General features: G+C 65.2%; 13 protein-coding genes. All 13 read right to left on the bottom strand.

Features of this window, described 5'->3' with window-relative positions:
* Nucleotides 1–12: 12 nt before the first annotated feature.
* A complete protein-coding gene (locus NZL82_RS14375; protein WP_261270443.1) occupies nt 13–1,395 on the bottom strand; it encodes an L-serine ammonia-lyase in 1,383 nt (460 codons plus the stop codon).
* Nucleotides 1,396–1,503: 108 nt separating this feature from the next.
* Entirely contained in the window at nt 1,504–1,626 is a 123-nt protein-coding gene (locus tag NZL82_RS14380) for a hypothetical protein (RefSeq protein WP_261270444.1), read from the bottom strand.
* 164 nt (nt 1,627–1,790) lie between these two features.
* The gene (gene rpmE / locus NZL82_RS14385) at nt 1,791–2,021 is read right to left on the bottom strand and encodes a 50S ribosomal protein L31 (protein ID WP_007404343.1); all 231 of its coding nucleotides are present in this window, start codon (nt 2,019–2,021) and stop codon (nt 1,791–1,793) included.
* Between the two features lie 98 nt (nt 2,022–2,119).
* Nucleotides 2,120–2,572, bottom strand: coding sequence for a 3-hydroxyacyl-ACP dehydratase FabZ (gene fabZ, locus NZL82_RS14390; RefSeq protein WP_261270533.1), 453 nt, complete (start codon nt 2,570–2,572; stop codon nt 2,120–2,122).
* A 43-nt stretch (nt 2,573–2,615) separates the two neighbouring features.
* Nucleotides 2,616–3,287 (bottom strand): OmpH family outer membrane protein, encoded by a 672-nt coding sequence (locus tag NZL82_RS14395; RefSeq protein WP_261270445.1) that lies wholly within the window; start codon nt 3,285–3,287, stop codon nt 2,616–2,618.
* Complete coding sequence (gene bamA / locus NZL82_RS14400) at nt 3,287–6,025, bottom strand: outer membrane protein assembly factor BamA (protein WP_405051380.1); 2,739 nt, start codon at nt 6,023–6,025, stop codon at nt 3,287–3,289. Before bamA ends, NZL82_RS14395 begins: the two co-directional genes overlap by 1 nt.
* 70 nt (nt 6,026–6,095) lie before the next feature.
* Nucleotides 6,096–7,232 (bottom strand): RIP metalloprotease RseP, encoded by a 1,137-nt coding sequence (gene rseP, locus NZL82_RS14405; RefSeq protein WP_261270447.1) that lies wholly within the window; start codon nt 7,230–7,232, stop codon nt 6,096–6,098.
* Nucleotides 7,229–8,386, bottom strand: a complete 1,158-nt coding sequence (gene dxr / locus NZL82_RS14410; RefSeq protein WP_261270448.1) for a 1-deoxy-D-xylulose-5-phosphate reductoisomerase — start codon at nt 8,384–8,386, stop codon at nt 7,229–7,231. Before dxr ends, rseP begins: the two co-directional genes overlap by 4 nt.
* Nucleotides 8,386–9,153, bottom strand: a complete 768-nt coding sequence (locus NZL82_RS14415; protein WP_261270534.1) for a phosphatidate cytidylyltransferase — start codon at nt 9,151–9,153, stop codon at nt 8,386–8,388. Before NZL82_RS14415 ends, dxr begins: the two co-directional genes overlap by 1 nt.
* Nucleotides 9,154–9,218: 65 nt before the next feature.
* On the bottom strand, nt 9,219–9,887 hold the full coding sequence (uppS, locus tag NZL82_RS14420; RefSeq protein ID WP_405051381.1) for a polyprenyl diphosphate synthase: 669 nt from the start codon (nt 9,885–9,887) through the stop codon (nt 9,219–9,221).
* 92 nt (nt 9,888–9,979) lie between these two features.
* Nucleotides 9,980–10,534, bottom strand: a complete 555-nt coding sequence (gene frr, locus NZL82_RS14425; protein WP_261270449.1) for a ribosome recycling factor — start codon at nt 10,532–10,534, stop codon at nt 9,980–9,982.
* A 2-nt stretch (nt 10,535–10,536) separates the two neighbouring features.
* The gene (gene pyrH / locus NZL82_RS14430; RefSeq protein WP_261270450.1) at nt 10,537–11,262 is read right to left on the bottom strand and encodes a UMP kinase; all 726 of its coding nucleotides are present in this window, start codon (nt 11,260–11,262) and stop codon (nt 10,537–10,539) included.
* A 322-nt stretch (nt 11,263–11,584) separates the two neighbouring features.
* Nucleotides 11,585–12,520, bottom strand: a complete 936-nt coding sequence (gene tsf, locus NZL82_RS14435) for a translation elongation factor Ts (protein WP_261270451.1) — start codon at nt 12,518–12,520, stop codon at nt 11,585–11,587.
* Nucleotides 12,521–12,671: the final 151 nt, after the last annotated feature.

The raw sequence follows: 12,671 nt of genomic DNA on the forward strand, positions 1-12,671 counted from the left end.
TAGCCGTGCGCGTCAGCACTCGACCACGTTCACGGCCAGGCCCCCCAGGCTGGTTTCCTTATACTGCGACTTCATATCCTCGCCGGTCTGGCGCATCGTTTCGATGACCTGATCCAAGCTGACGATATGCCGCCCATCGCCATGGAGCGCGAGATAGGCGGCGTTGATCGCCTTGATCGCCCCCATGGTATTGCGCTCGATACAGGGGATCTGGACAAGGCCGCCGATCGGATCGCAGGTCAGGCCCAGATTATGCTCCATGCCGATCTCGGCGGCATTCTCCACCTGCGAAGGGGTGCCGCCCAGCGCCGCCGCCAGCCCCGCCGCCGCCATCGAACAGGCGACGCCGACCTCGCCCTGACAGCCCATCTCCGCCGCCGAAATCGAGGCGCGCTTCTTGTAGAGCATTCCCACCGCCGCCGCCGTCAGCAACAGGGTCCGCATTCCGTCACGCGTCGCACCGTGGACGAAGGTCTCATAATAGCGCAGCACCGCCGGGATGACGCCCGCCGCGCCGTTCGTGGGGGCGGTGACGACCCTGCCCCCGGCCGCATTTTCCTCGTTGACGGCCAGCGCCCACAGGCTGACCCATTCGAACACTAGGCTCGGATCGGTGCGTGGCCCCCGATCGAGCAGCTTCTGCCGGATCGCCTGTGCGCGACGCTGTACCTTCAATCCCCCCGGCAGGACGCCCGATGCGGCACAGCCCCGTTCGATCGCGCCGCACATCGCATCGCGAACCCGGTCCAGAAACGCGTCGGTCTCGCCATCTTCACGCCATGCCGCTTCATTGGCTCGCACGATCTGCGCGATCGACAGACCGGTCTCGGCCGCCCGTTCCAGCAGTTCCGCGCCCGAGGCAAAGGGATGCGCCAAGCGACGGTTGGTCCGCATCGGCTCGGCCCCCTCCATGCGGATCGCGCCACCACCGATCGAATAGAAGCGCCGCACCACCGCACTGCCGTCCGCCAGAAAGGCCGTGAAGACCATGCCATTGGGATGCGCGGGCAGAAAGCCCGGCCGGAACAGCAAGTCAGCCTCATAGTCGAAGGGCAGATCATGCCGTCCGTCCAGGCGGATCTCACCCGTTCGGGCGATATTCGCGAGCAGCCCCTCGATCGCGTCGGGATCGACCGTCTCGGGCGTTTCCCCGGCCAGCCCCAGCAGGACCGCACGATCGCTATGATGGCCACGACCGGTCAGCGACAGCGATCCGAATAGCTCGGCCTGCACTCGTTCCGGGACCAGGCCGGTGTCGAGCATTTCCGCCGCGAACGCCTTGGCCGCGCGCATCGGGCCGACGGTGTGCGAACTCGATGGACCGATCCCGATCGTGAACAATTCCGTGACGCTGACGGCGGCGATGCTGTCTTCACTGCGTGGCAAGGTGGTCATTGGGCTGGCAGGAAGGGTCACGATCGTTCCAGTTGTTACCGGTTTGCCGATGACTAGCCCAATCGCCCGTCACGGGCCAGCCGCGAAAACGGCCTTTCCCAAGTCTCGCTACAGCGCCTCTCCCGTCTCGACCGGCGTGACTTGGTCGACATGGCAACCGGCGATGACGTCCATCGATCGGACGATCCGCACCCTGATCCTGATGCCATCACCTTTGGCGGAGTGGATCATACGCCGCCGCAGACCCATATCGCGCAAGGACCATGAATTCCGCTCGACCAGGCGCGAACCGGCTGATGGCGAATCCCATCCATCACGCCCCTTACGCAACAAAGCCCGGCACTTCCCTAGGAAGTACCGGGCCTTGTCGACATCCGCTCAAACGAGCGAAGCAGTTACTTGCGGAGCGTGAGACCGCCACCGAAGCGCTTGTTGAAGCGCGCGACCTGACCGCCGGTGTCCAGCATCTGGCCACGGCCACCGGTCCAGGCCGGGTGCGCCAGCGGATCGATGTCGAGCTGCATCGTGTCGCCTTCCTTGCCCCAGGTGGAGCGGGTTTCGAACACGGTGCCGTCGGTCATCTGCACCTTGATCATGTGATAGTCGGGATGGGTATCGGTCTTCATGATATTGCTCCGGAAATGGCTGGTTCCGACCAGCCTTAAAGCTCAAGGCGCGGCCCATAGCGGACCGCGCCCCGATAGTCAAAAGCGACGTGGTGCCGTCACGCCTCGGCGGGCGGGTCGGCGATCATCGCGGTGAAATTGGCCTCCGCCACGACGGTGCCGTCGATCTTGGCGACACCCGCGAACTTACAGACGCGGGTCCGCTTCGACACGAACTCGACCTCCAGATGCAGAAGCACCCCGGGTTCGACAGGCTTGCGGAACTTCACGCCATCGATCGACATGAAGTAGACGAGCTTGCCCGAATTGGCGAGGCCCAGGCTCTCCACGCCCAGGACACCGGCGGCTTGTGCCAGCGCCTCCACGATCAGCACGCCCGGCATGATCGGACGGCCGGGATAATGGCCCTGGAAAAAGCCCTCGTTGATCGTCACCGCCTTCACCGCGCGGATCGACGTGTCGAGGACCAGTTCCTCGACACGATCGACCAGCAGCATCGGATAACGGTGGGGGATCGCCGCCATGACCCGGGTAACGTCCAGCGGGCCCATGACGGTCTTCACCGCATCATTCACGACGTCGCTCACGGACGAATTACCGGCCGCTGTTCTGACGACGCGCGGGCGCCGTAGCGGGGGTCGCGGCCGGAGCGGCGGCGGGAGCAGCACCCTGCTGCTGACCCTGCTGACCCGGCTGCCAGTTGGCGGGCGGGGTGATGCTGACGGTCGGGACCAGCTTGTCGAGCTCGGCCGTCACCGCAGAGGTGATGTCGGCGGTCGGCTGCATGAACAGCACCGCCTGCGGGCTGACCAGCAGGCTGACATTCTTGGCGCGCACGGCGTTCTGCACCGCTTCGCCCAGACGCGCCTGGATCTGCTCGACCGCATAGCCCTGTGCACGGGCGGCGGGCTGGGTCAGGCGGGCGAGTTCCTGCTCACCGGCCTGCTGCTTCGCCTGGATCGACTGAGCCTGGGTGCGCAGCGCGGCTTCGTTGGCGTTGGGGGCCGAACGGGCGGTCTGGAACGCCTGGACCAGCGGCTCCAGCTCGCGGCCGATCGCGGCACGACGGGCTTCGGCCTGGTCGAGCTGAGCCTTGTAGGTCGTCTCGATCTGCTGGCGCGCGGTCGTCCAGGCACGCGAACCGGCGATCGCGCCCTGCGGATCGGCAACGGCGACGCCGTTGACCTGGGCGCTGGCGCTCGTGGCCACCGTGGCGGCCGGCGCGACGAGAGCCGCCGCGAGAAGGAGCTTGGAAATCGTCTTCATCAGAACTGCGTCCCTACGTTGAAAGTGATAAGCTTGGGGTCGTCGCCCGGCTGCGTGACCAATGCCTTGGCCAGGTCGATGCGCAGCGGTCCAAATGGTGAATTCCAGTTCACGCCGATACCGATCGACACGCGCGGCTTCCAGGTGCCAAGATAGAATTGCTCCTGGGCATAATTGGTGTTCTGAAGCGCGATATTGGCCGTCGAACCGGAGCAAGCGCCACCCAGCGTCGCAGAGTAGCCGGTCTGGCAGGTGGTGGTGAGGCCCGCCGTCTTGTCCGCCGTGGTGCTGTCGTTGGTAGGCACCTGAAAAAGCGGGCGTCCCTGTGTGTCCGTCTGGGCGACCGGCGCCAGCGTCGGCGAGCCGTCCTTATTGAACAAGGGATTGCCGTTGGCGTCCTTCGCCTGCGGGAAGTTGAGCGAGGCCAGCGGGCGGGTGACGCCCCACAGGCTGCCCGCCTGGACATAGACGCTGGGGCGCAGGCCCATCTCACGCGCGCCCGAACCCAATGGGATTTCCAGCTCCGCACGCGCCAGATAGTAAGCGCGGCCGCCCAGTGCGTCGTCGACGAACTGCTGCCGGTCCTTGCTGAGCGACTGGCTGCCGTCGTTGCCGATGACATAGGGCACGCGCAGCACGCGCGGGCCGACGCCACGAATGTCGAAGCCGCGGAACTGCGGCTCGCCCAGATAGAAACGATCGACGATGCGGACCGGATCGATACCCGGACCACGGCTGCCTTCGAGCGAGTGGATATAACCGCCCTCGCCCAGGATCGAGAAGACGAAGCCCTTGCCCAGCCCCTTGAACTTGGCGCCTTCCGCGCGGGTGCGGATATACTTCACGTCGCCGCCCAGACCAGCAAAGTCCTGGCTGAACGAGAAGCGATGACCCGCCGTCGGACGCAGGCGGCTGTTCAGGCTGTCATAGATCAGCGAATAGCCGATGGACGAGGTCCAGCGATTGCCGATCGAGTCGCAGAGATAGCGGCCCGCCTGCTGGAAGTTACAGCTGCCGTCCGCGTTGAAGAATGACGAGTCCAGGCCAACCTGGTCATAGGTCAGGCCATAACGACCCGACAGCGACCAATATTCGGTCAACGGCACGCCCGCACGAACCTGGAAGCCGGTCGAGACCTGGCTGTAGGTCGTCTGGCGCGTGGTGCCCAGATAGTTGAACGAGTTGAAGTCGCGGCGGAACACATCGACGCCGAGCGCGATATTCTTGTCGAACACATAAGGCTCGGTGAAGCCCAACTCGATCGACTTGGAATAGGCCGAGTAGTTGACGCCCGCGCGCAGTTCCTGGCCCTTGCCGCGGAAGTTGCGCTGGGTGATGTTCGCCTGGATGATGAAGCGTTCCAGCGACGAATAACCGGCCGACAGCTGCAACGAGCCGGTCGACTGTTCCTCGACATTGGTTTCCAGAACGATCCGGTCCGGCGTCGAGCCGGGGTTCTGCTTGATCTCCAGCTTTTCCTGGAAATAGCCAAGCGAGTTGATGCGGTCCTGGCTGCGACGGACCTGGAAGCTGTTGAAGGCATCCCCCTCGGCCACGCGGATTTCGCGGCGGACGACCTTATCCTGCGTCTGGGTGTTGCCGTTAATGTCGATCCGCTCGACATAGGTCCGCTTGGCTTCGGCGATGTTGAAGGTGATCGACATGGTCAGCGCTTCCTTGTCGCGCTGGAAATTCGGTTCCACGTCGGTGAAGGCATAGCCGAACAGGCCCGCCGTCTGGCTGAGGCTGTCGATCGAATCCTCGATCAGCTTGGCATTGTACCAGTCGCCCTTCTTCATCGGCAGCGACTGGGCGAGCTTGTCATTGTCGAAGTCGCGGATCTGGCTGTCGACCTTGACGTCGCCGAATTTGTAGCGCGGACCTTCCTCCACCACATAAGTGATGATGAAGTCCTTCTTGTCCGGGGTCAGCTCGGCCACCGCGCTGGTCACGCGGAAGTCGGCATAGCCGTTGGACAGATAGAAGGCGCGCAGCTTCTGCTGGTCGGCGGCCAGGCGATCCTGATCGTAGCTGGTGGCCGAGGACAGGAAACGGAACCAGCGCGACTGCTTGGTGTACATCGCACCACGCAGTTCATCGTCCGAGAATTTCTCGTTGCCGATGATGTTGATCTGGCGGACCTTGGACTTGGGCCCCTCGCTGATCTCGAAAACCACGTCGACGCGGTTCTGGTCCAGATTGACCATCTTCGGCTCGACCACTGCGCCGAAACGACCCTGGCGGCGATAGAGTTCGACGATGCGCGCCACGTCCTGTCGCACGGCGGTACGGGTGAAGATCTGGCGAGGAGACAGCTTGATCTCCTTCTTGATCTTGTCTTCCTTCAGGCGCTTGTTGCCCTCCAGAATGACCCGGTTGATGATCGGATTCTCTCGCACGCGCAGCACGATGTCACCGGACTCGACGCCCGAGATGGAGAAGTCGGCGAACAGCTCCGACGCCTGGAGATCCTTCAGCGCCTGGTCGAGCGTTTCGGGCGTATAGGGAATGCCGACCCGCAGCTTGGTATAGGACAGCACCGTCTCGGGTTCGATACGCTGCGCACCCTCGACGCGCAGCGTCTTGATCGTCCGCACCGGGGCGGGCGCGACGACCGATGTCGGGGCGGCGGCACCGCCGGGAGCGGTCGGTGCGGTCTGCGCCCAGACGGGAACGCCGGACAGCATCGTGCCCGCCAGCAATATGGCGCCCGCGCGCACAGTCTTCATACCCGTCATTGCTGTCACCAAACCCACCCCAGAAAAGTCGAACCGACCCCTGTCGTAACCGCGCCCTGCCCCATCGTCGTCAACCGATCAAGCCGGCGATATTCCGCCATAGGCCCAAATTGCCCAGATCATTGAACGTAACGAACAGCATCAGGGCCAGAATTGCGATCAAACCGCCGCGAAATGCCCATTCCTGGGCTGCCGGCTCCAGGGGACGCCGCCGCACCGCTTCGATCGCGTAGAAAAGAAGATGACCGCCATCCAGCATCGGCACTGGCAACAGGTTGATGAACCCCAGATTGATGGACACCAGCGCCACGAAGAAAACAAAGGCGTCCAGGCCTAGCGACATCTGTTCGCCCGATACCTTGGCGATCGACACCGGCCCGCCGAGTTCCTTCACCGAGCGACGGCCGGAGATCACCTGCCCGAGCGTTTCGACCATCATGCGGACGATCTCGCCGGTCCGCTGCACCGCGACGACAGGCGCGCGGAGCAGCCCGACCGGGCGGAGATCGACCTGGCCAGAGCCGCGAAGCCCCAGGCGACCGATGCGATAGCTGTTGCCGAATCGGTCGCGCTGCTGCTCGGTGCCGACCGTCGTCTCGGTCGTGAAGCTGCGCCCGTCCCGCTCGGCGGTGATGGTCACCCGCTCGCCCGCGCGAATCTGCACATAGCGGGCGATGTCGGCGAAGTCGGTGACGGTGCGATCCCCGATCGCGGTCACCCGGTCGCCGGCGCGAAGCGTCGTCGAGGCGGCCGCGCTGCCCGGCATCACCTGGCCGACCACCGGCGGGATCACCACCTCGCCATAAGCATAGGCGAAACCGGCCAGGATCAGGATGGCGGCGACGAAGTTGATCGCCGGGCCCGCCGCGACGATGATCGCGCGCTGCCACACCGGCTTGGCCTGAAAGGTCCGGGCGCGTTCTTCAGGGGGCAAAGAGAGCCAGGCCGCATCGGGCTGGCCGGCGGGGTTCATGTCGCCCGCGAACTTGACGTAACCGCCCAGCGGCAGCCAGCCGATCTTCCACCGCGTATCGCGCTTGTCGGTAAAGCCGAAAATCTCCCGACCGAAGCCGATCGAGAATGTCTCTGCCTTCACCCCGAACCAGCGGCCGGCAAGGTAATGACCCATCTCGTGCACGAACACGAGCGGACCGAGAGCGAGAATGAAGGCCAGAACGGTCAGCAACAGGCCGGGGGTTTCGATCAAACGACGCAATCCTCAACGCGCTCGGCCGCCAACACCCGCGTCTCCGCATCGATCGCGATCACCGCATCGAGCGTTTCCGGCGGGGCCGGGTCGTAGCGGTGGAGAACATGTTCGACGATTGCGGCAATTTCGAGGAAGCCGATACGCCGCGCGAGAAAAGCTGCGACCGCGACCTCATTCGCCGCATTCAAGATGGCTGGGGCAGCGCCCCCCGCCTCCAGCGCCGCACGCGCCAGCCGCAGCGCGGGAAAACGAAGCGGGTCGGGCGCGGCAAAGTCCATCCTCCCCAGCGCCACCAGATCGAGTGGCGCCATCGGAGTCGGCATCCGGTCGGGCCAGGCCAGGCAATGCGCGATCGGCACCCGCATGTCGGAGGGGCCGAGCTGCGCCAACATCGAGCCATCGACATAATCGACCGCCGAATGGATGATCGATTGCGGATGAAGCACGATCTCGATCCGGTCGGCCGGGACGGGGAACAGCCGGGCCGCCTCGATCAGTTCCAGCCCCTTGTTCATCATCGTCGCCGAGTCGACCGAGATTTTGGCACCCATCGACCAGTTGGGATGTGCCACCGCCTGTTCGGGGGTGACACGGCGCATCTCCTCGGTGCTCGATTCGCGGAAGGGTCCGCCGCTGGCGGTCAGCACGATCCGCCGCACCCGCTCGGGTCGGGCGAAGTCGAAGCATTGATAGATGGCGTTATGCTCGCTGTCCGCGGGCAGGAGCGTCGCCCCTGCCTTGGCCGCCGCCGCCAACACCACCTCGCCTGCGGAAACCAGGGGCTCCTTGTTGGCGAGCACCACCGTCCCGCCAAGGGCGATCGCCGCCATGGCGGGCTCCAGCCCGGCGCAGCCGACGATCGCGCCCATGGTCCAGTCCGCGCCGCTCGCCGCCGCCTCGATCACCGCCGCACGGCCGCCCGCGACACGCGTCTCCGTGCCCGCCAGCGCGTCGCGCAGATCGGGCAGGCAGCGCTCGTCCGCAACCACCGCCAGTTCGGCGCCAGTCCGCTTCGCCGCCGCCGCGAGCTTGCCGACATCGCAATTGGCGGTCAGCGCGCGAACCCGATAGCGGTCGGGCTCACGCTCGATCAAATCCAGGGTCGAGGTACCGACCGAGCCGGTCGCACCCAGAATCGTAACGCTACGCATCAGAACAGGTCCGGCAGGAAGATCAGGAAAGCCGCCACCGGCGCGACCGGCACGATGCCGTCCAGCCGGTCCATGACGCCGCCATGGCCGGGCAGGACATTGCCGCTGTCCTTCACACCGGCGCGCCGCTTCAGCCAGCTTTCGAACAGGTCGCCCATCTGCGCCAGCACCGCGAGCAGCGGCGTGGCGATGACGAGAAACATGGGCAGGCCATGATAGACATGCATCGCCGCCGCCAGCAACGTGGCCGCCGCGACGCCGCCGATCAGACCAGACCAGGTCTTGGCCGGGCTGATCGCCGGGGCAAGCTTCGGCCCGCCAAATTGCCGCCCCACGAAGAATGCACCGCTGTCGCAGGCCCAGACCAGCGCCATCGCCCAGAGCGACAGGGCCAGACCATCGTCATGCAGACGGATCGCCAGCAGCGAAAAGACCGGCAACCCGACATAGAGCGCGCCCGCGCCATAATCCGGCCGACGCGAAATGATGGTCAGGAAGAAGAAGACCCCCGCGATCAGCCCCAGCGCGAAGAAGCCCGGTCCCGCCGCCAGCCCCGGTGCCATGATGGCCAGCGGCACCGACAAGGCGAATTGCGCCAGCTGCTTGCGCGGGCGCTCGATCTTCAGAAGATCGGACCACTCGGCCATCATGAAAAGCGCGACGACGACCGCCAGCAACCAGAACGCCAGTCCGCCCAGCGCCAGACAGACGCTCGCCACCGCGATCATGACGATACTGGCGAGCACCCTTTTGGTCAGGTTGGACATGGCTCCGACGGGCGGGGTGGCCGGGGCCGCATCGGGCGCTCCGACCGATGGGATTTCAGGATCGGTCACAGGCCGCCGAAACGCCTGTGCCGTCGGCCGAACTCCGCCACCGCATCGGCCAGCGCCGCTTCGTCGAAATCGGGCCATAGCGTTTCGACGAAGAGCAATTCGGCATAGGCCGCCTGCCACAATAGAAAGTTGGACAGACGCTGTTCGCCCGAGGTGCGGATGACCAGATCGAGCGGCGGCAGGCCGTTCGTCTGCAACTCGCCCTCGATCGCCTGGGGCGTGATCGCGTCGGCGGTCATCTCGCCCGCCGCGACCTTCGCCGCCAGCCGCTTGGTCGCCTCGACCAGTTCGGCCTGCGCCCCGTAATTGAGCGCGATCGCCAGAATCGGTCCGGTATTGGCCGATGTCCGCTCGATCGCATCGTCGATCATCGCGACCAGATCGGGGGCGAAGCGGCGATAGTCACCGATCACGCGCAAACGGACATTGTCCGACACCAGCTCCGCCAGATCCTTGCGCAGAAAAATGCGCAGCAGCCCCATCAGGTCGCTGATCTCGGCCTCGGGTCGCCGCCAATTCTCGGAAGAGAAGGCATAGAGCGTCAGCGCCTCGATCCCCAGCGAGCGGGCCGCGCGCGAGATGCGGCGCACCGCCTCGACCCCGGCCTTGTGGCCGGCGAAGCGGGGCAGCAGACGACGTTTGGCCCAGCGGCCATTGCCGTCCATGATGATCGCGACGTGACGCGGGACCGCACCCGTATCGGGCACGGCCACCAGCGACCCCAGAGCCGTCTGGGCCGAGGCGGCCGGAGGACTCACTAACCCAGGATTTCCTTTTCCTTGGCCGCCGCCGCCGCGTCGAGATCGGCGATCGTCGCATCGGTCAGCTTCTGCACCTCGGTTTCATGGCGCTTGCGCTCATCCTCGCCGAACAGTCCCTTCTTCTCGTCGGTCTTCAGGCTGTCCATGCCGTCGCGACGCACGTTACGCACCGCGATGCGCGCGCTCTCGGCATATTTGTTGGCCAGCTTGGCCAGTTCCTTGCGGCGTTCCTCGGTCAGGTCGGGGATCGGCAGGCGCAGCGTCTGGCCGTCGTTGATCGGGTTAAGGCCGAGGCCCGCCGAGCGGATCGCCTTTTCGACCGGCGAGACGTTGGACTTGTCCCACACCTGCACCGACAACATGCGCGGCTCGGGCGCGGAGACGGTCGCGACCTGGTTCAGCGGCATATGGCTGCCATAGACTTCGACGGTCACCGGATCGAGCAAGGCGGTCGAGGCACGGCCAGTGCGCAAGCCGTTCAGATCGTGCTTCAGCGATTCGACAGCGCCCTGCATACGGCGCTCGAGATCGGACTTGTCATACGCTGCCATGATTAAGCTCCTTGATTCTGAACGATCGTCGACACACCCTGCCCCGCCAGCACGGCACCGAAATTGCCATGTTCGCGGATGTTGAAGACGACGATCGGGATATTGTTGTCGCGGCACAGCGCGATGGCCGAGGCGTCCATGACCTTCAGGTCGTCGGACAGAACCTTGGAAAAGGTGACGGTTTCGTACCGCGTCGCGGTCGGCACCTTCTTCGGATCGGCGTCGTAGACGCCGTCGACGCTGGTACCCTTGAACAGCGCGTCGCACTTCATCTCCGCCGCGCGCAGGGCCGCGCCGCTATCGGTGGTGAAGAAGGGCGAGCCCACGCCCGCCGCGAAGATCACCACCCGCCCCTTTTCCAGATGCCGCTCAGCGCGACGGCGGATAAAGGGCTCGCACACGCTGGACATCGGGATGGCCGACTGGACACGGGTGTCGACACCGATCTGCTCCAGCGCGTTCTGCACGGCCAGCGCGTTCATCACGGTCGCCAGCATGCCCATATAGTCGGCCGTCGCCCGCTCGATCCCCTTGGCCGCCGCAGACAGGCCGCGAAAGATGTTGCCACCGCCGACCACGATGCACAGCTCATAGCCCTGGGCCCGGACATCGGCGATCTCCTGCGCGACGCGCGCCGTGATCTCGGGAGAGATGGCCAAGCCCCCCTCGCCCATCAGGACCTCGCCCGACAGTTTCAGAAGGATACGTTTGAAGCGCGGGGTGGTCATCGTTTCTCGGATCTTGGTGATGAAAGTGGCGCGGACCTTAGGCGGCGACCGGGCAGCGGGCAACCGTCGAGCGGTGGGTCACCGGGATTTTCATGGGGATGGGAATTGATCGCCATGTCTTGCCGCCCCGTCCCACGGTCTCCGTTCCGGCTGAGCGAAGTCGAAGCCCATGGGCCTGCGCTCATCCCTTGCCCTTGAACCTCGCTCGGGGCGAACGGACGCTGGGAAAAGATGCCCCTACCCCCGAACACAAAGAGAGCGGCCGCCTTTCGACGACCGCTCTCCTCTACCCTCACCGTCCCATCCCGGAACGGTGCGAGGATTACGCCTTCTGCGGAACGCCCGAAGCCGCCGCCACTTCGGCCGCGAAGTCCGACGCTTCCTTCTCGATGCCCTCGCCAAGCTGGAAGCGGACATAGTCCACCAGCTTGATCTCGGCACCGGCGTCCTTGCCGGCCTTCGCCACGACGTCGCTGATCTTGGTCTTGCCGTCGATCACGAACAGCTGGCTGACCAGCGCGTGCTCCTTGCGGTACTTCGCGATCGAGCCTTCGACCATCTTGGCGATGATGTCGGCAGGCTTGCCCGATTCGGCGGCCTTTTCGGTCGCAATCGCGCGCTCACGCTCGATCTCGCTCTCGTCCAGGTCTTCCTCGTTCAGCGCCTTGGGGAAGGCCGCGGCGATGTGCATCGCGAGCTGACGGCCGAGCGCCTGCAGCGTCTCGTCGGCGGCTTCCGACTCCAGCGCGACCAGCACGCCGATCTTGCCCATGCCGGGCGCCTGCTGGTTGTGGACGTAGGACACGACCGCGCCCTTCGACACTTCGAGGCGCTTGGCGCGACGCAGCGACTGGTTCTCACCGATGGTCGCGACGTTGTTGGTCAGCACTTCGGCAACGGTGCCGCCCTGCGGCATCGCTTCGGTCTTCAGCGCTTCGATGTCGTCGCCCGACTTCAGCGCGATCGCGGTCACGTCGCGGACGAAGGCCTGGAACTGGTCGTTCTTCGCGACGAAATCGGTTTCCGAGTTCACTTCGACGGCGGCGCCGACGGTGCCGTTGGTGGCGACGCCGACCAGGCCCTCGGCCGCGGTACGGCTCGACTTCTTCTGCGCGGCCGCCAGGCCCTTGGTGCGCAGCCAGTCCAGCGCGGCGTCCATGTCGCCATTCGCTTCGGCCAGCGCCTTCTTGCAGTCCATCATGCCCGCGCCGCTCTTTTCGCGCAGGTCCTTGACCATCGCTGCGGTGATATCGGCCATTGTCTCAATCCTCTGTCTGAAAAGGGGGATGCGGGTAGGGCCGCCCCATCGGAGGCGGCCCTTAGCACGGCTTGCGTGTCAAGCCGATGTCATCGACCGGAGAGTTCGCCCGTCCGGTCGACGATCATCCCGCCCGCATGGCGGGACGGAC

It is taken from the genome of Sphingomonas sp. LC-1 (assembly GCF_025371035.1).
GTDB lineage: Bacteria > Pseudomonadota > Alphaproteobacteria > Sphingomonadales > Sphingomonadaceae > Sphingomonas > Sphingomonas sanguinis_E.